Below are 22,534 nucleotides of genomic sequence, written 5' to 3'. Positions count from 1 at the left end.
CACGCTTTGCGTCTGTTGCCGATTGATTCAAAAGATGGACAAAGTTGGTTAACCAATCCCTCTACCGACCGCCGATTGGGCGACGGTCACACCGAAAAACGCCCTCCAAAACCTGCATAGTTGGCAAAACTGCCCTCCAATGATGACTTTGCTGCCCGTTTTTGTCGGCCGAGTCAAGAAAGCGAAATGACTAGACCTTGCTGGGCGGAGTCGGCCATGGCTGCGAAAGTGAAGCCGGGCCGACGAGAATCGCGCGGCCGGCAGCCGCCGCCATCAAGCCCCGGCGATCGGTCAAACCGGCGATTATCGACCTGGCACTTGTCGACCTGCCACTCGGGCGAATGAACGTTAACGTCTGAGAATTCGGGATAGCGGCAAGATGTTTGCCGCACAGCAGCTGAATGTCGCCAAGTGCCGGAGCGGGATATCCAACACTTAGGCCACAGCCACCACTATGTGAGCCTGGATTTTGGCAGCAACCTCGCCGCTGCCATGCCTGTCTGCAATCGCGGCTGCGGCGTAGTCGGTTGCAGCGTCCAGTTTTCCCGCCTCTCTGGTCTCGATTTCATTGCGAAGGAGAGTGCCCTGGCAATAAGCAACGGCCGGAACGCGGGGCGAGGAGGCACGGCTTTGTTCGGCTCTCGTCTCGATCACCACACCGGAAAAACCTGCGTCCTCCAGCTCGCTACGGATCAGTGCCGTATCGTGGTAGCCATGCGGCGTGCGTGCCAGAAAGCGCGGCGGATCGTTCGGAAAAATCCTCGCCAGGGCATTCGTCACATCGTCCGCAAATACATTCTCTTCGATGCGATCCCATACGCTGAATAGAAAATGTCCTCTGGGCTTCAGGACTCGCCGGGCTTCACGATAGGCAGATGAGCGGTTGGGAAAGAACATCGCACCGAACTGACAACAAACGAGATCGAAGGCCGCATTTTCGAACGGTAGCGCCAGAGCATCAGCCTGACGCCATTTGATGCGATCGTCGGGAGCTTGCCGCGAAGCGGCGTAGTCGAGCATCGGCTGGTTGAGGTCGGTTACGACATAGCTTGCATCGGCGGACAGTTTTGGCGCCAATGCGCGGGTGACAACCCCGGTGCCCGCGGCGGTTTCCAGAACGGCGCTTGGCGACAAGGACGCTGCCCGTCGTGCAAGATCTGCGGCGAACGGCTCGAAAATCAACGGCACCATATAGCGGTCGTAGTTTTCCGGAATTGAGCCGGCGAATACCTTGTCCGTTTCCAACATTGCTATCCCCCGCCGTCCGTTTGATGGCTCGCCAGCATAGCATGGAATTGTTTGCTGTTCGGTCGCATTCGACCGGGAGGCGGTTCGCTCCCGGAAGCTCCGAAACGCCGTACTGCAATTATCTGCATATGTGTTAATATATTGTGGTCATGCGCATTGGTGCGTGGCCAAACATAAAATGGGAGGATGCGATGAAAACCATAAATCGCAGGTCTGCAATCGCGCTCGGCGTGACGGCGGCAGCGGTAACGCCTTTGTTCACGCTGGCGGCTGCTGCAAAGGTCAAGAAATACGGCCCGAAGGAAGGCAAGGAGATAGCCCCCGGCGTCAGATTGGTCGAGGTCGGCACCGGCAATTCCGATATCCCCGCTTACAAGAGCATCTCAATTGTCGATATAGTCTTTCAGCCCGGAGCAGCCGCCCCTCAAATGGTGATGGACAACGACATGGTCTGCACCATTGCTGCCGGTGAATTCACGATCAAGAAGGCGGACAAGGAATTCAAGCTCAAGGAAGGTGACGTGTACACCTGCTCCAAGGGCAAGACCGACGAGGCAGCCAACACCAGCAAGGTGGTCGGCATCCACCGCATCGCCGTCTTGATACCTGCCTAGGGCATGCCGCCGAAAATCGGGCCCGCGTCCTCCATCAGGGACGCGGGCCTTTTGATGACGTGCGTGGCCTTGAGCGGTTCATCGTTTCACCGCTTCGACCCGGTCGACTTCGTCCAAGTGTGGTGAGGCTCATGCTGTTCATGGTTTTCCTCCGATTTTTACTTATGAGCGGTTCTCCCTCCGCCCGCTTTGAAAGGGTGCGATTATATTAGAGATCGCGCAGGTTTCCGGCTGACTGCTGCATTGGCGGAGTGGCAATCGGCAGCGCGCTGAGCGTTTTGGAGTTCACGAAATGGCCCGGTGCTCTTCCCGAGCTGCCCCCCAGACCTCGCGCGCCGCGTCTGCATTCAGTGCCGCGATTCCCAGGCCGACGATCAGATCCGGCCACGCCGAGCGCCACAGGAAGGCCGTCACCAATCCGGCCAGTATGATCGCAACATTGGCGACCGCATCGTTGCGGGCCGAGAGGAATGCCGCCCTGGTAAGACTGCCGCTGTGATGGCGGTAGCGCGCCAACATGTAGGCGCATGACAGATTGACCGCGAGAGCGCCCAACCCCGCCAGCGTCAGAGCCGTTGGCTGCGGCGGCACCGGCATGTTGAACTTTTCCCACGCGGTCCACAGCGTCGCCAGGCCCGGCACCAGCAGGATAAGCGCCAGCGCCATGCCGACCCGCGAGCGGGCACGCAGCGACCATCCCATGGCGAGCAGTATGAGGAGATTGACCGAGGCATCTTCCAGAAAATCGACGCTGTCGGCGAACAGCGACACCGAGCCGATCGCCAGCGCGACGGCGAATTCAATGCCGAAATAACCCAGGTTCAGCAGTGCGACGACAAGCACCACCCGGCGAAGGCCGTCCGACGTGATGGCTTGCTGCATGGTCTGCCCTAACACGATGCCGTTGTCGCTCTTACCAGCTGCTCTTCCACCGCAACAGCCGCATGGCATTGGCCGTCACCAGCACCGTCGCCCCGGTGTCCGCGAGAATGGCGGGCCAGAGGCCGGTGATGCCGGCGATCGTCGTCACCAGGAACACTGCCTTCAGGCCCAACGCAATGGTGACGTTCTGCTTGATGTTGGCCATGCTTGCTTGGGACAGCCTGATCATGGCCGCAACGTCGCCGACGCGTCCATGCAGCACCGCAGCGTCAGCCGTTTCAAGAGCCACATCGGTGCCGCCGCCCATGGCAATGCCGACATCGGCCGCGGCAAGTGCCGGCGCATCGTTGATGCCGTCGCCGACCTTGGCTACCCTAAGCCCCTGCCCCTTCAACTCGCCGAGGATGCGCTGCTTGTCCTCCGGGAGCAGTTCGGCGCGCGCCTCGATGCCGAGCTGTTTGCCAATGGCAGCCGCCGTGCGCTTATTGTCGCCGGTTAGCATGACTGTCCTGATGCCTGCATTGGTCAGCGCCTTTAGCCCGGCGAAAGCATCCGGCCGGGGTTCGTCGCGCATGGCAATGAAGCCGGCCAGCGCGTTGTCTACAAGCAGCACCGCCACTGACTTGCCTTCATCGTTCAATGCCACGATGCGTGCCGCCTGGTCTGCTGGCAGCAGGTTTATCTCGCGCGCCGCGACTGGCGATCCCAGAAACAGGTTCTTGCCGCCGACACGACCGATAACCCCTTTACCGCCGATCGCTTTGGCTTCGGCGGCAGGCGGCACGGGAATGTTGCCGGCTTTGGCCCTTTGGAGGATGGCCAAAGCGAGGGGATGGCTCGAGCCGATCTCAAGCGCTGCCGCCAGCGAAAGGATGTCGCGTTCACTGGCACCCACCGCAACGACATCGGTGACCTGTGGCTTGCCGAGCGTCAGCGTGCCGGTCTTGTCGAGCGCCACGGCGTTGATGGTCGCGAGCCCTTCCAGCACCGCCCCACCTTTCATCAGCAGGCCGTGCCGGGCTCCGGCTGAAAGCGACGCCGCGATCGCCGCCGGAACTGAAATGACCAGCGCGCACGGGCAGCCGATGAGCAGCAGCGCCAGCCCCTTGTATATCCATTCGTTCCAATCGCCGCTCAAGAGCAGCGGCGGTGTGGCGGCCACGAGCGCCGCGACGGCGACAACGCCGGGCATGTACCAGCGCGAAAAGCGATCGATGAAGCGCTCGGTCGGCGCCTTGTTTTCCTGCGCCTCCTCGACCAGCTTGATCACGCGTGCAATCGTGTTGTCTGCGGCGGTCGCCGTCACCTTGACGCGCAGCACGCCGTCGCCGTTGATAGTGCCGGCAAAGACCGTGTCGCCGACGTCCTTGCGCACCGGCACGCTTTCACCGGAGACGGGAGATTCATCGATGGCGCTCCCGCCTTCGGTGATCTCGCCGTCAGCCGGAATCCGGTCGCCCGGCCGCACGAGGATGATGGCGCCCACAGCCAGGCTTTCTGCCGGCACCTCGCGGGTCTGGCTGTCTTTCTCGACGAACGCGGTTTTGGGAACGAGGGCCGTGAGCGCTTGAATACTGGACCGTGCCTTGCCGGCCGCAACCCCTTCGAGCAACTCGCCGATCAGGAACAAGAAGACCACCGTCGCCGCTTCCTCGCCGGCACCGATGATGACGGCCCCGACCGCCGCCACAGTCATCAGCATTTCGATTGTGAACGGAATGCCTGCGGCTGCGGCCATGGCCGCTCGGCGCGCGATCGGAGCCAGGCCGAGCAGCATTGCGGCGATGAAGGCCCACGGGCCGGTCGCGGGCCAGGCGTAATCAATCGCGAAAGCCACGGCCAAGGCGACCCCGCTGGCGATGACCAGGCGGCCCTTGGCGCTGTCCCACCATAGCTCCGACGCCGGCGCATCATCGTTATTATGTAACCCCGCTACGTTCTCGTCGTGATTGTGCCTTCCGTCGGCATGGTCGTCGGCGGATTGATCGGATGCCGGCGTCCCAGACTTGGAGGTCAGCGGAGCGACGGCGTAGCCGAGGCCGGTGACCTTCCTCTCGATCGCGCCGAGATTGCTTTCGGGAGTATGAGTGACCGTCAGAGTGCCCGCCGAAACGGATACGTTGATGTCCTGAACACCAGGCATCCGCCGCACGGCCGTATCGATTTTGCTGGCGCAACCGGCGCAATCCATGCCTTCCACGCGGTAGCGGGTCTGTTGTTTGGTCGCAGCCATGGTGAACCTCTTGTATCTTCGACCGCGACGCTACATCCTCTAGCGACTAGAGGAGCAAGCGAAATGTCAACAGGTGTGACCATCGGTGAAGCGGCCCGACACAGCGGCGTGAAGGTTCCAACCATCCGCTACTATGAGCAGATCGAGTTGCTTCCTGCCCCTGCCCGCAGCGAAGCCAATCGCCGGCATTATGAAGCGGCAGACTTGCGCCGGCTCGCCTTCATCAGGCACGCGCGCGAGTTGGGGTTCGGGATCGAAGCCATCAGGGCGCTGCTGACGCTGCAGGATAATCCCAGCCAGCCTTGTGCGACCGCCGACGCCATTGCCCAGGCCCGTCTGTCCGACGTGGTTCAGCGGATACGCAGCCTTACAGCATTGAAAGCCGAGCTGGAGCATATGGTCGAAGGCTGCCGGCACGGAAAAGTCTGCGAATGCCGTGTCATCGAGGTGCTGGCGGATCACGATAAATGCGAGCATCCTCACCATTGATTTGCCAGAGCAGAGCTCGCGTCAGCCCCGATGTCGCGGCATCCGGAGCTTGCAAAAGCCGCACTTTACGGTCAACCTGAGCGGATGATGGCGCGCCTGTCACCAAAACACCTCCTGGTCATGCTTCTCGCGGTCGTCGTGACCGCCGGGTTCAGCCTGTCCGCCGCTCAAGCTGCCGTCATGTCGGCCAGGATGGCAGTCGACGGCCGCATGACCATGGCCGCGGATACCGGCACCACCGACGCCGACATGGCCAAGATGGCCGATGGCAGGGACGGTGACTGCAACGCTTGCCTCAAGGGCTCGGCCGGCAATGACAAACCGATGCAATGTGCGCCGACCTGTGTCGCACCTGTTCTGGCGGTGCTGCCGGAGGCTCTCCCCGTGACGGGACTGCCGCAGGCCGAGCTGCCGTCCGCGCTTCCCGCCCCGTTCCTGCACGGGCGAAGTCTGCTGCCGGAGCCATTCCCTCCAAGACCCAGCGCTCTCGTCTGACGCCGTTTCTGCCGTTCCACGGCTGATTAGCGGCGTTTGATCGCCCGGTTGCGCGTAACTGCGCAGCGGGCGCGGTAGCAATTCAATCGACGTCGCGACGTTCGCCGTCGGTTACCGCAGGGGTCACAAAAGTGAATTCCGTTTCAAATCCGTTCATAACGCGCCGCAAATTCCTGCTTGCGGCAGCGAGCATTGCCGCCGCAGTGCCGATCCGCCCTGCGCTGGCGATGGCCACCGGCGAATACCGGATCAGGGTGGCGCCGAGCCAGGCACGGTTCGCCGGCCCTGATGGTCCGCGCACTCCGGTATGGGCCTATGATGGCACGGTCCCCGGCCCGACACTGCGCTTACGCCAGGGGCAGCCCGCTCGGATCATCGTCGAGAACGGACTGGACGAAGACACCACGGTTCACTGGCATGGCATCCGGCTGCCGAACGCCATGGATGGCGTGCCCGGCCTGACGCAGAAGCCGATCAGGCCAGGTGAAAATTTCATCTATGAATTCACCCCGCCCGATGCCGGCACCTTCTGGTATCACCCGCACGCCAACAGCCTGGTCCAGCTCGGCCGTGGCCTTGCCGGCGCACTGGTCGTCGAGGAGGTCGAGCCGGTCGCCGTCGACCGTGACATTCTGTGGCTGCTGCAGGACTGGCGGCTTGCGGCCGATGGGCAGATCGCCGGCGGCTTCGGCAGTGCCATGGATGCGTCGATGTCGGGCCGCGTCGGCAATGTCGTCACCGTCAACGGCACGGGGCCAGGCGATCGGAGCGTGAAGGCCGGCGAGCGCGTCAGGCTGCGGCTCGCCAATGCCTCGCTTGCCCGCATGATGGCGCTGCGCTTCGAAGGCCACCGTCCGGTCGTCGTCGCCATCGACGGCCAGCCCTGCGATCCGCATGAACCGGAGGGCGGTCGCCTGGTGCTGGCGCCCGCCATGCGCATCGACATCGTGCTCGACATGCAGGGCCACCCCGGTAGCCGCCACGCGGTGATCGACGATTTCTACGACGGCCTCGCCTATACGCTGACCACGCTGGCCTATGACGCAGCGCCGCCGCTGAGAACCCATCCGCTCGACACGCCTGTCGGCCTGCCGCGCAACCCCTTGCCCCAGCCCGACCTCGCTGGCGCCGAGCGCCAGGAGATCGTCCTGCAGGGCGGCATGATGGGCGGCGGCAAGCTCAAGGGCGTCGGCGGCATGATGGGCATGGGGATGATGGGCATGAACGGCGGTGCGGCCTGGGCGATCAACGGCATGTCGATGACCGGCGACGGCCATGCCGGCATGGCGCCGCAGTTCACGCTGAAACGCGGTGTGACCTGCCATCTCACCATGCGCAACGAAACCGCCTGGTGGCACCCGATGCATGTCCACGGCTTCAGCCTGTCGGTCATCTCGCGCAACGGCTCGCCGGTGCCGCACCGGCAATGGCAGGACACGGTGCTGCTCGCCCCCAAGGATACGATCGAATGCGCCTTCGTCGCCGACAATCCAGGCGACTGGATGCTGCACTGCCATGTCGCCGATCACCAGATGGCCGGCCTGATGACGACGTTCCGCGTGACCTGAAACTTTTATCCAACCAAGGAGAACTGCAATGAAACTGACCTACCGCCTTGCCGCACTGTCCCTGCTGATCGCAACGCCGCTGCCCGCCTTCGCCGCAACGATCAACGCCGTCATGTACAAGAACCCGCAATGCAGCTGCTGCGAGTCCTACGCCAACTATCTCGAGCACAACGGCTTCAAGGTCGACATCAAGCCGGTCAACAATCTCTCCCAGATCAGCAGCGATGCCGGCGTGCCGGCCGACCTCGAAGGCTGCCACACGCTGATGGTCGACGGCTATATCGTCGATGGCCTGGTGCCGGTCGAGATCGTCAAGAAGCTTTTGACCGAGCGCCCTGCCATCACCGGCATAACGCTCGCCGGCATGCCGGCTGGCGCCCCAGGCATGGGTGGCGAGAAGCAAGGCCCCTTCGTCGTCTACGCCTTCACCAAGGACGGCAAGGCGCCCACCGTCTACGCGACCGAGTGAGGACATTGTGAGCAAACTGGCCATGGTCCTGATTGGCATGCTGCTGGCATTTTCGCTGCCGGTATCAGCCGCTGAGCCGCCGCAGAACTTTGTCGTTCACGAGGCGCCTGTCCCCGTGCCGGAAATCAGCTTCAAGGACGGCAATGGCAAGCCGAAAACGCTTGCGGATTTCCACGGCAAGGTCGTGCTGCTTAACGTCTGGGCGACATGGTGCGCGCCCTGCCGCAAGGAGATGCCGACGCTCGATCGGCTGCAGGCCAAACTCGGCGGTCCGGATTTCGAGGTCGTCGCGTTGTCCATGGACCGCGCCGGTCCTGAGATTGTGAAGAAGTTCTTCGGCGACATCGGCATCAAGCACCTCGCCCTCAACATCGACGTCTCGGGCAAGGCCATGTTCGCCATCGGCACCGTCGGCCTTCCGGCAACCCTGCTGGTCGACCGCGACGGCAAGGAGATCGGCCGGCTGATTGGGCCGGCCGAATGGGACGCCCCCGACATGGTCGACTTCATCCGCAGCCGCATCGCCGCCAAGTGAGAAAGGGACAGATATGTTCGGGCTAAAGGCTCGCTGCGTTGCATCGGCTTTGAACGAATGGAGGTGCTTGCTGCTAAGCGTAATTGCCATTGCGGCGCTGACCGCGGGCTTTTCGTATCAGGCGCAAGCCCACTCGCTCGACGAAATCGACGCCACGCTTGAGGCCGACGAGAAATATTTCCAGCCGATCGACAAGCCGGCGCCTGATTTCACGCTGCGCACCGCCGACGGGCGTGTCGTGCGAACGGCAGACCTGCGCGGCAAGGTGGTCGTCCTCCACTTCATCTACACGCCGTGCCCGGATGTGTGCCCCCTTCATGCCGAGAAGATCGCCGAGATCCAGAAAATGGTGAACGGCACGCCGATGAAGGACCGGGTCAGCTTTGTGACCATCACCACCGACCCGACCAGGGACACGCCGGACGTGCTCAGCAAATACGGGCCGGCGCACGGGCTCGATCCCGTCAATTGGCTGTTCCTGACCACGATGGAGGATCAGCCGGAGGATGCGACCCGCAGACTGGCGGAGGCCTTCGGCCACAAGTTCACGCTGACGGATGATGGTTATCAGATGCACGGCACCATCACCCATGTGATCGACAAGGAGGGCCGCTGGCGGGCGAATTTCCATGGCCTGGATTTCGCGTCGGTCAATCTCGTCACATTCGTCAATGCGCTTACCAACAATGTCGAGCGCCCGCACCATGAGCAGGAAACGGGATGGTGGACGAAAATCAAGGGCATGTTCTGAGGCATCATTTGCACGTGCCGGCGGTCCGGCGAAACAGAGGGAAGGAGAACCCTGTGACCCACAAGTCCAATCCATTGAGCGGAGCCGTCGGCAAAATGGCCCGTGCCGTCATGCTGGCCGGCGCGACGATCTGGCTCGCGCTCGGTCTCCACAATCAGGCGATCGCCGCCGTCGAGATGTCCCAGGACCAGTTCGACCAGCGCATCCACGACTATATCCTCGCGCATCCCGAGGTCGTCATGGAGGCGCTGCAGAGCCTCGATGCCCGCCAGCGCGAGGCTGCGGCAAAAGAGGCGAAAGCCGCCCTGGTGGCGAAGGCCGACGATATCTTCCGGGACCCGGCGAGCCCAGTCGGCGGCAACGCCGAAGGCGACGTCACCATGGTCGAGTTCTTCGACTACAACTGCCCCTATTGCCGGCAGGTTGCGCCGATCATGGCGCAAGCAATGGCCGACGATCCGCAGCTCAAGATCGTCTACAAGGAATTCCCGATCCTCAGCACGGATTCCGTATTTGCTTCCAAGGCGGCTCTCGCCGCAGTGCGCCAGGGCAAATACATGGCGTTCCACAAGGCCTTGTATGCGGTGAAGACGCGGGTGACCGAAGCGGTCGTGCTGAAGGTGGCTGCCGACGTCGGTCTCGATGTGGCTAAACTGAAGACCGACATGCAGCGGCCCGATATCCAGGCGTCGATCGACCGGAATACGCAACTTGCCCAGGCGCTGAAGATCAGCGGAACGCCAAGCTTCGTCGTTGGCGAGCAGATTTTCCCCGGCGCGACCGACCTCGCAACGATGAAGAAACTGATCGAGCAGGCGAGGACCAGCAAATGAGCCGAATATTTTGCCCAAACCGACGGACGGTTGTTCTGGGAAGCGCCTTTGGCGCCGCTGCGGTCGTCGGCTTGCTCAAGGGGCCGGATTTGGCGATCGCCGCTGAGGATCCCGATCTGGCACGCCGTTTCAGATATCTCAGCCAGAACGGCAACAGCACGTGTTCGACCAAGTTCACGGAATCGATTGCGACCATGCCGGCAACGTCGCGGATCACGGGCTCGTGCTGCAGCCCGATGGAGACGAAGCGCTATGCCGAGCAGGTGAGCGGCCTGGCCAGGTACCGCGAGATCGCGATGATCCCAAGCGATCCGTACGATATTCCGGCCGGCATCGCACAGAAGATGATGCCCTACTACGATGTGAAACTCTCCGGCGAAGAGCAGCAGGCCTACGACTATGCGATGGCCAATTCCAACGAGAAAGGCCCATGCTGCTGCCAATGCTGGCGCTGGAAAGTGTATGGCGGGCTGGCGAAGTTCCTGATCCGCGAGCACGGTTTCACCGGCAAGCAGGTCGTCGACGTCTGGGATCTCTCAGACGGCTGCGGCGGAGGAGAGTAGAGCCGGGCGACAACTCGGCTGCGGTTCAACAAGCGCTCTCAACCTGTTCTACCTTCTTGAAAGGAGCGCTTGACCTTCCGGTGGCTGGAACCGTCAGGCTTATTGCTAACTTCCGGAGGTCGTCCTCCGGAGGTCGTCCAATGGCGGACCGAACCATGAATGTCGAAAGGCAGCTACTGGCCCTGTTAGAGAGGCATATCGGCAAGGCAGATCAGATGTCGTGGAACACTTGCTGCGGGCGCTGGAGGCGCTGGATTAAAGCCTTGCCCTTCCGGAGTTACCGCGCGGTCAGCATGTTCTGGCAGAAGCCTATTATGAACTCGTTCGTCGATAGCATTGAACGTGCCTTGATTGACCGGCAAGCCACTGCCTTCGTGGGCTGATCGAGTTCGCCTTGACGGGCGTACATGGCGAACTAGTTCCCCTCGCAATCGCCGGTGGCAGCGGCGGGAGGGATGATTGTGATGATGATGGACGGTTCAATGTGGATGATGGGCGGCATGGCGCTCATTTGGGTCCTGGTGCTTGTCACCCTCGTGCTCGCGATCGCGGCGCTGGTCAAATATTTGCGAACCTGACGGCATAGGCAGTCGGGGTCAAAAGAGCAAAAACGGCGGAAAGTTGTAGTCGTCATCGGAAGCAGCAGCATCATCGGGTCGGCGTCGGAACTGGTCCGGCCCCTCGGCTCTTAACGTCTGTCGCCTTCGGCCCTCTCAGGAGTGGCAAATCGCCGGCTATGAGGTCTGGATGGCGAAGCGCAAAGACACGGTTATTGTTACCGGCAGCACCGGCTTCATCGGCTCGGCTCTGGTCAACAGCTTCGCCGACCGGTTTGCTCTCGTCGGCCTCGACCGGGCGGCGACGCGTCAGCCGCCGCCGGCCGCGGAGTGCGTCTGCATCGACCTGACATCGGAGGACGCCGTGGCAGCCGGTTTGGCGCGCGTGCGGACGGCCTATGGCGCCCGCCTCGCCTCGGTGATCCATCTTGCGGCCTATTTCGATCTCACAGGCGAACGGAACCCGCTCTACGAAGAGATTACGGTTGGCGGCACCGAGAAGCTCCTGCGCGCCCTGAAACAATTTGAGGTCGAGCAGTTTGTCTTCATGAGTTCGATGCTGGCGCACAAGGGTGGCCGACCGGGCGACATCATCGATGAGGATTGGCCGCTCGAATCGAACCTACCCTACCGCACCTCGAAGATCGAGACCGAGCACCTGATCCATGAGCAGCACGGGGCGATCCCTGTCGTCTATGCCAGGCCGGCCGGCGTCTATGATGATCTCGGCCGTAACGCATTCCTCGCCAATCAGATTGCGCGTATCTACGAAGAGGATCCGACCGGGCATGTATATCCGGGTGACCTGCGCACAGGGCAGTCGTTTCTGCATCTGGAAGACCTCACCGATGCGGTGGCGCGCCTTATAGATCGGCGGAAGAAACTTCCCACGGAGCTGGCGCTGCTTCTCGGCGAGCCTGAGGTCATGGGCTACGGCGAACTTCAAGCCGAGATTGGTCGGTTGATCCGTGGCGAGAACTGGGAGACACGGGAGGTGCCGAAGGCGCTCGCCAAGGCGGGTGCCTGGGTCCAACAGGACGTGCTGGGCGAAGAATCATTCGTTCGTCCCTGGATGGTCGATATCGCCGACGACCACTACGCGATCGATATCAGCCGTGCCCGCAATGTCCTCGGCTGGCAGCCCCGGCATTCCCTGCGCGAGACGTTGCCGCGGATCGTCGACGCGCTCAAGGCAGATCCCGCCGGCTGGTATCGGGCCAACAAGCTCAACGCCGCCAAGGTGGCCGGCAGCGGAACAAAAGCGCGAGAGAAAGACAAGGCGTTCGAGGCCAAACACGACAAGATGAAACCCGGACACATGGCCGAGATGGCGGGGATGGGCAAGCAGATGCTCTGGGCTCATTTCCTGGTCATCACGCTTGGCGTGTGGCTCCTCACCAGCCCGCTTCAGTTCGCGCTGTTCGATCCGGCGGCGGCCGGCACTGTGCGTGACGTCACGCAAGAGCGTGGACTGTGGGAACCGGTGCTGCGCAACGCGCTCACCGGCTGGAGCGACATTGTCTCGGGCTTGCTGCTGATGCTGTTTGGCGGGCTCGCACTGTCGCCGCGTTTTTCCTGGGCGCAATGGGGCACGACGATCGCCGGCCTGTGGCTGCTCTTCGCGCCGCTGTTCTTCTGGACGCCGAGCGCCGCCGCCACCATGAACGACACGATCGTCGGCGCGCTGGCCATCGCTTTCTCGGTGCTCGTCCCGATGATGCCGGGCATGAGCCACGAAGGGATGATGGACGAGAGCACCGTTCCGCCTGGCTGGACCTACTCGCCGTCATCCTGGCTGCAGCGCCTGCCGATCATCGCGCTCGGTTTCTTCGGTTTCCTCATCGCCCGCTATCTCACTGCCTACCAGCTCGGCCATGTGGGTGCTGTCTGGGAGCCGTTCTTCTCCGGCGGAGACGGCAGGAACGGCACGGAATTCATCATCACATCCGACGTTTCTCAAGCCTGGCCAGTCGCTGATGCCGGGCTTGGCGCCGTGGCCTATATGATCGAAACCCTGATGGGCGCGATGGGCACGGCGACCCGCTGGCGCACCATGCCCTGGATGGTGACCTTCTTCTTCATCCTGGTGGTGCCGCTCGGCGGCGTCTCGATCTTCTTCATCATCATCCAGCCGATCATGATCGGCACCTATTGCACACTGTGCCTCATCGCGGCGGCGGCCATGCTGGTCATGATCCCGCTGACGCTGGACGAGGTGGTCGCCATGGGCCAGTACATGCTGCGCAGCGTGCGGGCAGACCGTCCGTTCTGGCGCACCTTTTTCCAAGGCGGGCCGGAGCCGAACGGCGAGGCGGACAAGAACGATCCCGGCTTTTCCGCCGCGCTTGCCGCACAGTCCGCCGCAGCCATTCGCGGTGTCACGTTTCCATGGACGCTGGTCGCATGCTGTATCGTCGGCGGTTGGCTGATGGTCTCGCGGCTGGTCTTCGGCACAGCCGGCGCCATTGCAAACAGCGATCACCTCTCGGGCGCCATGATCATCACGATCGCGGTCTGCGCCATGGCCGAGGTGGCACGGCCGTTGCGTTTCCTCAACCTGCCGTTCGGGTTATGGCTGATCGCAGCGCCCTGGCTGCTCGACGGCGCGACCAGAGGTTCGACATTGAACAATGCCGTTGCAGGGCTAGTTGTGATCGGCCTCAGCCTGCCTCGGGGGCGCCGAAGCAAGGAGCACTACGGCTCATGGGACCGCTATGTCGCCTAGACGAAGCCTGGAACCGGCTTGGTCTTGCCGCTCAGTTGCGCGCCCAGCGTCAGTGCCTGCGGGAAATTCCGGACGATCGCCGCCATCAAGGTGGCGCTGCCGGGGCGAAGGGCAATTCCGGCAACGGCCGCGGCGGCGTAGACCCGGGTCGAAAACAGTCTATTCCAGGCCGCCTCGTAGCGTCTGGCGGCAGCCTCGCGCCCTGCTCGGCCACTTGGCGCGCATTCGAGTTCGCAAGCCAGCAGCCAGCCGGACTGAAGCGCCATCGAGATGCCCTCGGCGATGACAGGATGAGACTCTCCGGCTGCATTGCCGACGCGGAAGATGTCCCCTTCGTAGCACGAGCGAATTCCCGGCCGGATCGGACCTGCGGCAAGCCACGGACCGTCGAGGAGAGCCGGTTCCAGGGCGTCCCGCACGCCCCGGCATGAATTCAGGAGATGCCGGGAGACCGCATCGGCGGCCGACACGTGGCTCCGTTGTTTGGGGCCATATTGTTTACGCAGCCGCGCGAGCATATCGCGCCGGATGCAGCACGAGATCGACAACCGGCCATGATCCGCCGAAACCATGCCGCCATAGCCGCCGGGGAAGGCCAGCAGAGGCATCAAATCCGGCGCCAGCGACGACCCGGTGAAATGCGCCTTGAAGCCGAGTAGGTCCGACGGGCGATTGGCCTTTCCGAGCTGGCTGGGCAATGGTCCCGGTTCCCAGGAGCCGTGAGCGGCGACAATCACCGGCGCACGCAACATCGCCGCTTCATCCCCGGCCTGAATTCGCACCCTTTGCATCTCACCGTCCGGCTCGATGGCGACGGCGCGGCAGGGTTGAAAGATTTCGACACCCGCCGATCGCGCCGCTTGCAAAAGCAGAGAGTCGAGAATGTCCCGGCCGAGCGCCCGGCCGAAGCTGTCTTTCCCACGAGGCCCAGCTCCTGCACGTGGCATTGCCGCCTCGACGCAGGTCTCGCCGGAAAACAAGCCGACGCGGCGGATTTCGGGGCCGGCATTGGTACGCCAGGCATCGCCGATCTCGAGCCGGTCGAGAAGCGCAAGATTGCTTGCCGAGATGTATTCGCCGCAGACCTTGCGGCGCGGAAATGCGCTTTTTTCCACAATTGCCACGGCCCATCCGCGCCGGGCCAGCGTGAGCGCGACGGAGGTGCCCGCCGGGCCGGCACCAATGACAATCGCGTCATGAGTCGACAATCGCGTCATGACTCGACACTGGCACTGGCGCCGACGAAGATGTGGGAAAACAGGCCGGCGCGCCGCTCCTCGACCGGTTTGCCGTTGGCCGCAAGCCAGAGACGGGAAAGCTCGCTGCCGCGAAAGCCGGCACGCACGCTTTGCGCCGCGTCGTTTCGTGTGACGTCGTTGGCGCCGATTGCCGGCAGAAGACGGGTCGCGGCCAGCGGCAGTTTCGCCCGCAGCGGCTCTGTCGCGATGAGCAACGGGGCTTTCGGCCTGATCAGCGAAAACAGACGCACGAGCTGCGCATTGTCGAGGTGATGCAGGAACAGATTGACGGTGACGGCGTCGAACGGCGCACCCTCGATCTTTCCTGCCCAGTCGAAGACATCGGCGGTGACGCCTTCGGCCTTCCATCCCAGCCTGTCAAAATCACCGCGCAATTGCGCGGTGACGAGGCCGACGCGGTCGAGCATTACCAGTTCGACCCCGGGCCAATGCGTGGCCATGCGCCGCGCCACCGCCAGCATGAAGGAGCCGTCGCCGGCGCCGATCTCCAGGATGCGGCGTGGCGGCGTTGGCACGAACCTCCTGAGCAACGACGTCATGATCGGCACCTGAAACATCAGCATATTGATGCGCCGAAGGTCGCGGCGCGCGGCCAGCGCTCGCGGATCTTCGGCCGCAAGTCCGTCGAGGATTTCCGGCGCGAGCTGCCGGTGCTCCAGGCCGCTCATGACACCGTTCGAAAGAGCATGGTTTCGGCCGTCAGCCCGGGTCCGAACGACATGCCGCAGCCGAGCAGGCCGGGTGGCGCCTTCAACATCTCCTTCATCACGAACATGACGGTCGCCGACGACATGTTCCCATACTGGCGCAACACCTCGCGCGATGGTTCCAGCGCGGTGGGCTCCAGTTCCAGGGCCCTTTCGACGGCGTCGAGCACCGAACGTCCACCCGGATGCACGGCCCAAAGGTCGATTGCCTCGGTCGGCCGGCCGCCGAGCATGGCGGCCTGGCTGTTCCGCAACGCCTCATGAATCGCTGCCGGCACCTGGCCGGAAAGAACCATTTCGAAGCCGTGGTCGCGAATATTCCAGCGCATCAGATCCCGCCGCTCCCTCGCCACCAGACAGTGAAAGCTATCGAGCTCGATGCCGGCCGGCTCGGCGGTAATGAGCGTGGCCGCGCAGCCGTCGCCCCAGAGGCAGAACGACAGCAGTTTTTCCAGTTCGGTGGTTTCGCGCAGATGCATCGTGCAGAGCTCGATATTGACCAGCAGGATCTTGGCCTGCGGGTCCGAGCGGACGATGTGACGGGCCAGCTTGAGGCCGTTGATCGCCGCGTAGCACCCCATGAACCCGATCATCGTGCGTTCGACACTGTCGGGCAGCCCGCAACGCGCAATCAGCTCCAGATCGATGCCCGGCGCCGAAAAGCCGGTGCAGGTGGTGACGATCAAATGGGTGATGCGGGAAGCGTCGTCGCCAAGCTGCAATCCGTCGATGCCCTTTTGCGCCAGAACAGGTGCGGCATCGTCGAACATCGCCATTCTCATGGCCGTTCCGGGAAACGCGCCCCGGATGAAGGTCCCGGCCAGGTCGGCAGTTTGTCCTTCGGGGTCGGACGCCGGCGCAAAGCAGGAATAGCGGTGCTCGATGCCGGCAAGATCGGCCATGCGTTCGAAGATCCTCCGGCGATCGGCTGCGAGCATGGAGGCCGCGAAACGCAGGTAGAATTGATGAACCTCGTGCTCCGGCACCGCCGTCGCGATCCGGTTGATATAGGCGTTGACGGGCATATTCTGTCTCCTCGGCGTGTGCACGGTGTAACGTGCCGCCGGAGGGTCCTTGCTCATCGGCACCCGGTGTCGAACACCGGGTTTTGAGCGCTGTTCGATAAACGTTTCCGAAAACTGATTTCTTCCCGAAGGTTTAGTCTGCGCTGTTGGCAGGCAAACGGTTGGAGCGGGCGGGCGGTTGCGTCGGGCATCCAAAATCGCCACATCATGTTGACCTTCCATCTACTGGAAGGTCTATTTCCTCCGACAAAGGAGATTTCCACCATGAACATCGGTATCGCATCCGAAAAATCCGGCCTGCCGGCCAAGACGATCCGTTACTACGAGGATATCGGGCTCTTGCATCCGGCTCGGACAGACAATGGCTATCGCGATTACTCGACGGCCGATATTCACCGGCTGCGCTTCCTGCAGCGCTCGCGAAGCCTGGGGTTTTCGGTCGACGAATGCCGCCAGTTGCTCTCGCTGTATCAAGACAGGGAACGTGATAGCGCCGACGTGAAGGAGATCGCGAAAGCCAAGCTGGTGGAGATCGACAGGAAGATCGCTGAACTGGTCGGATTGCGCGGCTTGCTCCACCATCTGGTCAGTCACTGCCACGGCGACGAGCGGCCGGATTGCCCGATCATCGACGAGCTGGCAGGACAAGGCGTGGCCCAGTGAGGCTCGCAGCCGCTGTAACGGTGCTGTCGCTTGCCTGCGTCTCTGTCGTGCTCGCTGCCGCCCATTCGAGCCGTGATGCGATCATCGAGGCTCGCCAGGCCTCGATGAAGGAAATGGCCGCGGCGGCAAAGGCGATCGCTGGGATGTTCGACGGCAAGCAGGCGTACGACGCCGCAGCCTTCAGGGCGGCGGCCGAGACCATCCGCGCCCGCACCGGCCCTGCCCTGATTGCCGAATTCCCCAGCGCGACATTGGGAGCGCCTTCAGGCGCCAAGGCGGATATCGACCCCGCCCGCGCGGAGTTCGAAGGGCTGGCACGCCACATCGGAACGCTGGCCAGCGCCCTGGCCTCCGACGCCGAGCGGGCACCACCGCATATCACCGACGACATGAGAATGGGTTCCGGCCTGGCAATGGGCGGTGGCAGCCTGCTTGGCAAGCGACCATCACTCGCGGAAGCCGATCCCACTAAATTGCCGGCGGAGCACCTCCTGCATCTCATCTTGCAGGATTGCTCGAGCTGCCATTCGAAGTTCAGGCAAAAGGTCGAGTGATAGCGTCAGCTCCGCTGCAGCTGACCCGCCATGAAATTGCGCCAGCCGCCGAAATGCGAGATCTCCTTTGCATCGGTGAGGCCGGCACTTTCGACGAGAAAGCCCTTCGGCGACGTTCCGTCATCAAGCAGAAGCGTCCCGATGCCGAGCGGCGGCGGGATCGCGGCAACAAAGCGCCCGAACGCTTGTGGCGAGAGCCGCCAGACTTCGACCTCGATCGCTGCCCCCTTGCCATTGCAGCTGCGCTCGAGCCCCGGTCGCGACACCGACTGGCCGGCGAGCGCATAAAGCCGGTAGAGCGGCGCCGTTCTTGCCGCCCGGGCGAAAATCGCGCCGAGCTGCTGCAACTGGCCGTTCAGCGCCATCCCCGATAGATGCGCGCCGACCACGGCCAGCTCGATCGTGCCCTCGTCCACGTCCACGCGAACATCGCCACGCGGCGGCAGCGGCCAGCCTGTAGCGCCCAGCGCAAGGCCGCTTGCCGCATGGACATCCTGCGCAAGCGACGCCGTCAGATGGTCCTTGCCCGCCGCGGCAAGCAAGGTGACGCTCATCGGCAAACCGTCGCTACGAATTCCGGCCGGCACGGCTATGCCGCACATGTCGAGCAGATTGACGAAGTTGGTGTAAGTGCCAAGCCGGCTGTTGGTGACGATGGGGTCTGCCAACACCGCTTCAACCGTGTAATGCGTCGGCGCGGTCGGCACACAGAAAAGATCGACCGAGGCGATGACCGGCGCAAGCCTGGCCTTATAGCCTTGCAAGGCATAGAGCCCGTTGAAAGCGTCCGCGGCTGAAAGTTTTCGCGCGCCGCCGATGATCGTTCGCGTCACCGGATGCATGGCGGCCTCGTTGGCTTCCATGAAGCCCTTGATCGCGGCATAACGCTCGGCCACCCAGGCGCCTTCGTAGAGCAGGTTGGCGGTGGCGTAGAAATCACCGAACGGGATTTCGACCAGCCGGCAGCCCAGCGTCTCCAGCGAGGCAAGAGCGGCCTCGAAACCCGCCTGCATCGCCTCGTCGCCGAAGAAGGTCCAGTCCGCCCTAGCCGGCACGCCGACAGTCAGCACCGGCGGGCGCGCGGCAAGGCCCTGGACGCCGAGGTCTCGCGAATAGGGGTCGGCGTCGTCCTTTGCCGCCGCCGCCTCGAACACGCGGTAGGCGTCATCGACGGTGAACGCGAAGACCGAGATGCAGTCGAGCGTGCGGCAGGCCGGCACGACGCCGGCGGCCGACAGCGCGCCGACGCTCGGCTTCAGCCCGACGATGTTGTTGAGGCCGGCGGGAATGCGCCCAGAACCGGCGGTGTCGGTGCCGAGCGCGAACGAGACGATGCCGCGCGCGGTTGCGACGGCCGAGCCGCATGAGGAGCCGCCCGGCACCAGTTTCGGGTCGATCGCATTCCTCGGGATCGGATAGGGCGTGCGCACACCGACCAGGCCGGTGGCGAACTGGTCGAGGTTGGTCTTGCCGACGACCAGCGCGCCGACGGCCTTGAGCCGCGCGACGACGGTGGCGTCTTTCGCCGGCAAGTAGGCATATTCCGCACAAGCCGCCGTGGTCGGCATGCCGGCAACATCGATGTTGTCCTTGACCGCGAACGGCACGCCCCACAGCGGCTTTGCCGCGGGATCGAACGGGCCGAGCTTTTCCGCCTCGGCAAGCAACTCCGCCCTGCTCGCCAGATGGATGAAGATGCCGGGGTCATCGGCCGCCGCGAGCCGCGCATGGACCGTATCGATCATCTCGCCGATGCTGACGCCGGCCTGAAAGGCAGCGTGCAGGCTCGCTATGTCGAAGCGGATGTCGCTCATTAGGCAACCTCGCCCAGAATGACTACCGGCAGGTTCCACTGGATGAGCACGACGCAGCCATCCTTCGTCCACACCGAGTGTTCGGTTCCGACCGGGTTCAGGATCACGCTGCCCGCGGCATAATCGCCGTTCTCGTCGCTCTGTGTGCCTTCCAGCACGATGATCGTTTCCAGCCCGGCATGGCGATGACGCGGCACGCCGGCGCCCGGCCGGTAGTTCAGGATCGCCACCGACGGTTCCATCGGTCCACCCTTGAGCAGCCAATGCACCGTGATGCCTTCGCGAAAAGGCTCGAATGGCAGATCACGCCAGCCCCCTTGAATGAGAGCCTGGTATGCAATGTTAGGCATTGGAAAGTCCCTCGAGCACCTGGTCCGTCGTTGCCGTCCAGCCGACGATGGCGCCCTGCGCCCTGATCATGGCAAGGGCTGCCGCCTTGAACTCCGGAAAATAGCTCTCCGTCGCATCCTCGGCGAGCAGGCATTCATAGCCGCGGTCGTTGGCCTCGCGCATCGTCGTCTGCACGCAGACCTCCGTCGTCACCCCGGCAAAGACCAATTGCTGTGCGCCAAGCCGCTTCAGGTCATCGCCGAAGCTGGTGGCATAAAACGCCCCCTTGCCCGGCTTTTCGATGACGATCTCGCCAGGCAGTGGCGCAAGTTCATCGAGGATCGCCGTTCCCGGCTCGCCGACAATCAGCACGCGACCCATCGGCCCGACATCGCCGATCCTGATCGACGGATTGCCGCGATTGCGCTTGGCCGGCGGCAGATCCGAAAGGTCTGCCTTGTGGCACTCCATCGTGTGGATCACCGGCAGGCCGGCGGTGCGAAACCCCTCGATCAGCCTCTTCACCGTCGGCACGATCGCCGTGACTCGGCTGACGTCATTGCCGAGGCTGGCGCCGAAGCCGCCGGGCTCAGTGAAATCGCGCTGCATGTCGATGACGACCAGCGCCATCGCCTCAGGCTTGAAGGCGAACGGAAACGGCAGCGCCTCGATCTCCGCCATCAGTGATGTCCCGCCATGTGCTCGCCAATCGTCTGCACGCTCGCCTGCGCGATCGGCGTCTCGTAGACCAGCGCGCCGTCCGACATGACGAAGATGCGGTCCGAGAGCTCGAGCAGCTCATCAAGGTCCTCCGACATAAGGAGCACCGCGGCGCCGGCATTGCGCGCCTTCATGATGCGGGCGCGTATTTCGGCGACGGCGGAGAAGTCGAGGCCGAAGCAGGGGTTCGACACGATGAGCAAATCGACCTCGCCGGTCAGTTCCCGCGCCAGCACCGCGCGCTGCACATTGCCGCCCGAGAGCGACGAAATCGGCGAAGCAAGCGATGCCGTCTTGACCTTGAACTGTTGGACCAGACGGGCCGCGTAGTCCCTGATCGCACTCATCCTGATCCAGTTGACCTGCTTGCCGGCCTCGTTGAGGTCGAAGGTCCGGAAGGCCATGTTTTCCGCCACCGTCATCTTCGGTGCGCAGGCATTGCGCAAGGGCTCCTCCGGAATGAAGCGGACATTGAGCGTGCGCGCCTCGCTGCGGCTGGCGCCATAGGGCGAGCCTTTCACCAGAACGTCGCCGCCATTGCGCGCCCGCTGTCCGGCAAGGACTTCGAGAAACTCCTTCTGGCCGTTGCCGGAGATGCCGGCAATGCCGACGATCTCACCCGACTTCACATCGAGTTCGCCGATGTCGATGGTTTTCAAGCCGGTGCGGTCGGGCGCCTTCAGTGACTTTACCGTCAGCACCTGCCTGGCGCCGGCCGGCACCGGAGCGCGGCTGTCGAGTGCGGCGATCGGCTGGTCGCCGATCATCATCGCCGCCATCTGCTTGTGCGAAAGTTCGGAGACCTTTCCGGTTCCGGTCAGCCTGCCCTTGCGCAGCACGGTGATATCGTCGGCAAAGGCCGTCACCTCGTGGAATTTATGCGAGATCATCAGCATGGTGAGGTCGCCGGTCCTGGTCATGTCGCGCACCAGGCCAAGCACTTCGTGTGCCTCGCCGGGAGTGAGCACCGAAGTCGGCTCGTCGAGCACCAGGAAACTGCGGCCGAGATAGAGCTGCTTGATGATTTCGAGCTTCTGCTTCTCGCCGGCCGCAAGTTCCGCCACCTTGACGTCGAGCGGCAGCTTGAACGGCATACGCTGCATGAATTGCGCAAGTGCGGCGCGCTCCTTGCGCCAGTCGATGACGCCGGGCACCTTCTCGCGCGAAATGACCAGGTTCTCCGCGCCGGTCAGCGACGGGACGAGCGTGAAATGCTGGTAGACCATGCCGAGCCCCAATGCCGAGGCATCCTTCGGACTGGCGATCGCGACCTCGCGGCTATCAACCAGCATGTCGCCGGCGGTCGGATGGTAAAAACCCATCATGCATTTGACCAGCGTCGATTTGCCGGCGCCGTTTTCGCCGAGCAGCGCATGGAACGATCCCGCCGGCACCTTGATCGAGACGTCGTCCAGCGCGGTGAAGGCGCCGAAGCGCATGGTCATGCCGATGGTCTCGACGCCGACGGCTTTCTTACCGATGCTTCCGCTCAAGATCGTG

23 protein-coding genes are annotated in these 22,534 nt (G+C 63.2%); 13 read left to right on the top strand and 10 right to left on the bottom strand.

All coding sequences use genetic code 11. The features are described 5' to 3' along the window. Positions 1–435: 435 nt before the first annotated feature. Positions 436–1,248: a class I SAM-dependent methyltransferase gene (locus tag NKI54_RS04820; protein WP_352690793.1), complete on the bottom strand. Its 813-nt coding sequence runs from the start codon at positions 1,246–1,248 to the stop codon at positions 436–438. A gap of 191 nt (positions 1,249–1,439) precedes the next feature. Here NKI54_RS04820 and NKI54_RS04815 point away from each other — a divergent pair, with 191 nt between their 5' ends. After that, positions 1,440–1,862 carry a cupin domain-containing protein gene (locus tag NKI54_RS04815; RefSeq protein WP_031211929.1) on the top strand — a complete coding sequence of 141 codons (423 nt, stop codon included), beginning with the start codon at positions 1,440–1,442 and terminating at the stop codon, positions 1,860–1,862. A 285-nt stretch (positions 1,863–2,147) separates the two neighbouring features. On the opposite strand, the gene NKI54_RS04810 is transcribed toward NKI54_RS04815, so the two are convergent. After that, positions 2,148–2,744 carry a cation efflux transmembrane domain-containing protein gene (locus NKI54_RS04810; protein WP_352569092.1) on the bottom strand — a complete coding sequence of 199 codons (597 nt, stop codon included), beginning with the start codon at positions 2,742–2,744 and terminating at the stop codon, positions 2,148–2,150. Between the two features lie 31 nt (positions 2,745–2,775). Further along, positions 2,776–4,977, bottom strand: a complete 2,202-nt coding sequence (locus NKI54_RS04805) for a heavy metal translocating P-type ATPase (protein WP_352690792.1) — start codon at positions 4,975–4,977, stop codon at positions 2,776–2,778. 63 nt (positions 4,978–5,040) lie between these two features. Here NKI54_RS04805 and NKI54_RS04800 point away from each other — a divergent pair, with 63 nt between their 5' ends. From NKI54_RS04800 to NKI54_RS04755, 10 genes are all read left to right on the top strand, one after another. Beyond that, positions 5,041–5,466: a MerR family transcriptional regulator gene (locus tag NKI54_RS04800; protein ID WP_352690790.1), complete on the top strand. Its 426-nt coding sequence runs from the start codon at positions 5,041–5,043 to the stop codon at positions 5,464–5,466. Positions 5,467–5,553: 87 nt separating this feature from the next. Further along, positions 5,554–5,961, top strand: coding sequence for a hypothetical protein (locus NKI54_RS04795; protein ID WP_352690789.1), 408 nt, complete (start codon positions 5,554–5,556; stop codon positions 5,959–5,961). Positions 5,962–6,092: 131 nt separating this feature from the next. Continuing rightward, positions 6,093–7,529, top strand: a complete 1,437-nt coding sequence (locus NKI54_RS04790; protein ID WP_352569090.1) for a multicopper oxidase family protein — start codon at positions 6,093–6,095, stop codon at positions 7,527–7,529. Positions 7,530–7,557: 28 nt separating this feature from the next. Continuing rightward, a complete protein-coding gene (locus NKI54_RS04785) occupies positions 7,558–7,998 on the top strand; it encodes a DUF411 domain-containing protein (protein ID WP_352452325.1) in 441 nt (146 codons plus the stop codon). Between the two features lie 7 nt (positions 7,999–8,005). Beyond that, on the top strand, positions 8,006–8,533 hold the full coding sequence (locus tag NKI54_RS04780; RefSeq protein WP_352690788.1) for a TlpA family protein disulfide reductase: 528 nt from the start codon (positions 8,006–8,008) through the stop codon (positions 8,531–8,533). Positions 8,534–8,600: 67 nt separating this feature from the next. Beyond that, positions 8,601–9,284 (top strand): SCO family protein, encoded by a 684-nt coding sequence (locus NKI54_RS04775; RefSeq protein ID WP_352690787.1) that lies wholly within the window; start codon positions 8,601–8,603, stop codon positions 9,282–9,284. 53 nt (positions 9,285–9,337) lie between these two features. Further along, positions 9,338–10,117, top strand: coding sequence for a DsbA family protein (locus tag NKI54_RS04770; protein ID WP_352690785.1), 780 nt, complete (start codon positions 9,338–9,340; stop codon positions 10,115–10,117). Further along, positions 10,114–10,680, top strand: a complete 567-nt coding sequence (locus NKI54_RS04765) for a hypothetical protein (RefSeq protein ID WP_352690784.1) — start codon at positions 10,114–10,116, stop codon at positions 10,678–10,680. Before NKI54_RS04770 ends, NKI54_RS04765 begins: the two co-directional genes overlap by 4 nt. A gap of 140 nt (positions 10,681–10,820) precedes the next feature. Beyond that, positions 10,821–11,063 carry a hypothetical protein gene (locus NKI54_RS04760; RefSeq protein ID WP_352690783.1) on the top strand — a complete coding sequence of 81 codons (243 nt, stop codon included), beginning with the start codon at positions 10,821–10,823 and terminating at the stop codon, positions 11,061–11,063. Between the two features lie 364 nt (positions 11,064–11,427). After that, complete coding sequence (locus NKI54_RS04755) at positions 11,428–13,962, top strand: NAD-dependent epimerase/dehydratase family protein (RefSeq protein WP_352690782.1); 2,535 nt, start codon at positions 11,428–11,430, stop codon at positions 13,960–13,962. Here NKI54_RS04755 and NKI54_RS04750 read toward each other — a convergent pair. The 3 genes from NKI54_RS04750 to NKI54_RS04740 are packed head-to-tail and all read right to left on the bottom strand — an operon-like array spanning position 13,959 to position 16,953. Beyond that, the gene (locus tag NKI54_RS04750) at positions 13,959–15,179 is read right to left on the bottom strand and encodes an NAD(P)/FAD-dependent oxidoreductase (protein WP_352635971.1); all 1,221 of its coding nucleotides are present in this window, start codon (positions 15,177–15,179) and stop codon (positions 13,959–13,961) included. The genes NKI54_RS04755 and NKI54_RS04750 overlap by 4 nt on opposite strands. Then, a complete protein-coding gene (locus NKI54_RS04745) occupies positions 15,176–15,889 on the bottom strand; it encodes a methyltransferase domain-containing protein (protein WP_352635969.1) in 714 nt (237 codons plus the stop codon). The genes NKI54_RS04750 and NKI54_RS04745 overlap by 4 nt, the downstream gene beginning before the upstream one ends. After that, a complete protein-coding gene (locus NKI54_RS04740; RefSeq protein ID WP_023677219.1) occupies positions 15,886–16,953 on the bottom strand; it encodes a type III polyketide synthase in 1,068 nt (355 codons plus the stop codon). The genes NKI54_RS04745 and NKI54_RS04740 overlap by 4 nt, the downstream gene beginning before the upstream one ends. 264 nt (positions 16,954–17,217) lie before the next feature. Here NKI54_RS04740 and cueR point away from each other — a divergent pair, with 264 nt between their 5' ends. Both cueR and NKI54_RS04730 read left to right on the top strand, forming a co-directional pair. Beyond that, positions 17,218–17,616 (top strand): Cu(I)-responsive transcriptional regulator, encoded by a 399-nt coding sequence (cueR, locus tag NKI54_RS04735; RefSeq protein WP_031211920.1) that lies wholly within the window; start codon positions 17,218–17,220, stop codon positions 17,614–17,616. Next, positions 17,613–18,170: a cytochrome c gene (locus NKI54_RS04730; RefSeq protein ID WP_023677217.1), complete on the top strand. Its 558-nt coding sequence runs from the start codon at positions 17,613–17,615 to the stop codon at positions 18,168–18,170. The genes cueR and NKI54_RS04730 overlap by 4 nt, the downstream gene beginning before the upstream one ends. 5 nt (positions 18,171–18,175) lie before the next feature. Here the strand turns inward: NKI54_RS04730 and atzF are convergent, their stop codons facing one another. Genes atzF through NKI54_RS04710 form a run of 4 tightly spaced genes read right to left on the bottom strand, consistent with a single transcriptional unit; the run spans position 18,176 to position 22,527 of the window. Next, on the bottom strand, positions 18,176–19,984 hold the full coding sequence (atzF, locus tag NKI54_RS04725) for an allophanate hydrolase (RefSeq protein ID WP_352635966.1): 1,809 nt from the start codon (positions 19,982–19,984) through the stop codon (positions 18,176–18,178). Next, on the bottom strand, positions 19,984–20,334 hold the full coding sequence (locus NKI54_RS04720; RefSeq protein WP_352635964.1) for a cupin domain-containing protein: 351 nt from the start codon (positions 20,332–20,334) through the stop codon (positions 19,984–19,986). The genes atzF and NKI54_RS04720 overlap by 1 nt, the downstream gene beginning before the upstream one ends. Then, complete coding sequence (locus NKI54_RS04715) at positions 20,327–20,995, bottom strand: cysteine hydrolase family protein (protein ID WP_352690780.1); 669 nt, start codon at positions 20,993–20,995, stop codon at positions 20,327–20,329. The genes NKI54_RS04720 and NKI54_RS04715 overlap by 8 nt, the downstream gene beginning before the upstream one ends. Next, entirely contained in the window at positions 20,995–22,527 is a 1,533-nt protein-coding gene (locus NKI54_RS04710) for an ABC transporter ATP-binding protein (RefSeq protein WP_352690778.1), read from the bottom strand. Before NKI54_RS04710 ends, NKI54_RS04715 begins: the two co-directional genes overlap by 1 nt. Positions 22,528–22,534: the final 7 nt, after the last annotated feature.

The sequence above is a fragment of the Mesorhizobium sp. M0663 genome, assembly GCF_040320585.1.
GTDB lineage: Bacteria > Pseudomonadota > Alphaproteobacteria > Rhizobiales > Rhizobiaceae > Mesorhizobium.
This window is presented reverse-complemented; position numbering and strand designations above follow the sequence as displayed.

Bases quoted from the DNA above. Each gene is read 5' to 3' on its own strand.
- NKI54_RS04820 (WP_352690793.1), bottom strand. From the start codon at position 1,248: ATGTTGGAAACGGACAAGGTATTCGCCGGCTCAATTCCGGAAAACTAC.
- NKI54_RS04815 (WP_031211929.1), top strand. From the start codon at position 1,440: ATGAAAACCATAAATCGCAGGTCTGCAATCGCGCTCGGCGTGACGGCG.
- NKI54_RS04810 (WP_352569092.1), bottom strand. From the start codon at position 2,744: ATGCAGCAAGCCATCACGTCGGACGGCCTTCGCCGGGTGGTGCTTGTC.
- NKI54_RS04805 (WP_352690792.1), bottom strand. From the start codon at position 4,977: ATGGCTGCGACCAAACAACAGACCCGCTACCGCGTGGAAGGCATGGAT.
- NKI54_RS04800 (WP_352690790.1), top strand. From the start codon at position 5,041: ATGTCAACAGGTGTGACCATCGGTGAAGCGGCCCGACACAGCGGCGTG.
- NKI54_RS04795 (WP_352690789.1), top strand. From the start codon at position 5,554: ATGGCGCGCCTGTCACCAAAACACCTCCTGGTCATGCTTCTCGCGGTC.
- NKI54_RS04785 (WP_352452325.1), top strand. From the start codon at position 7,558: ATGAAACTGACCTACCGCCTTGCCGCACTGTCCCTGCTGATCGCAACG.
- NKI54_RS04765 (WP_352690784.1), top strand. From the start codon at position 10,114: ATGAGCCGAATATTTTGCCCAAACCGACGGACGGTTGTTCTGGGAAGC.
- NKI54_RS04760 (WP_352690783.1), top strand. From the start codon at position 10,821: ATGGCGGACCGAACCATGAATGTCGAAAGGCAGCTACTGGCCCTGTTA.
- NKI54_RS04755 (WP_352690782.1), top strand. From the start codon at position 11,428: ATGGCGAAGCGCAAAGACACGGTTATTGTTACCGGCAGCACCGGCTTC.
- NKI54_RS04750 (WP_352635971.1), bottom strand. From the start codon at position 15,179: ATGACGCGATTGTCGACTCATGACGCGATTGTCATTGGTGCCGGCCCG.
- NKI54_RS04745 (WP_352635969.1), bottom strand. From the start codon at position 15,889: ATGAGCGGCCTGGAGCACCGGCAGCTCGCGCCGGAAATCCTCGACGGA.
- NKI54_RS04740 (WP_023677219.1), bottom strand. From the start codon at position 16,953: ATGCCCGTCAACGCCTATATCAACCGGATCGCGACGGCGGTGCCGGAG.
- cueR (WP_031211920.1), top strand. From the start codon at position 17,218: ATGAACATCGGTATCGCATCCGAAAAATCCGGCCTGCCGGCCAAGACG.
- atzF (WP_352635966.1), bottom strand. From the start codon at position 19,984: ATGAGCGACATCCGCTTCGACATAGCGAGCCTGCACGCTGCCTTTCAG.
- NKI54_RS04720 (WP_352635964.1), bottom strand. From the start codon at position 20,334: ATGCCTAACATTGCATACCAGGCTCTCATTCAAGGGGGCTGGCGTGAT.
- NKI54_RS04715 (WP_352690780.1), bottom strand. From the start codon at position 20,995: ATGGCGGAGATCGAGGCGCTGCCGTTTCCGTTCGCCTTCAAGCCTGAG.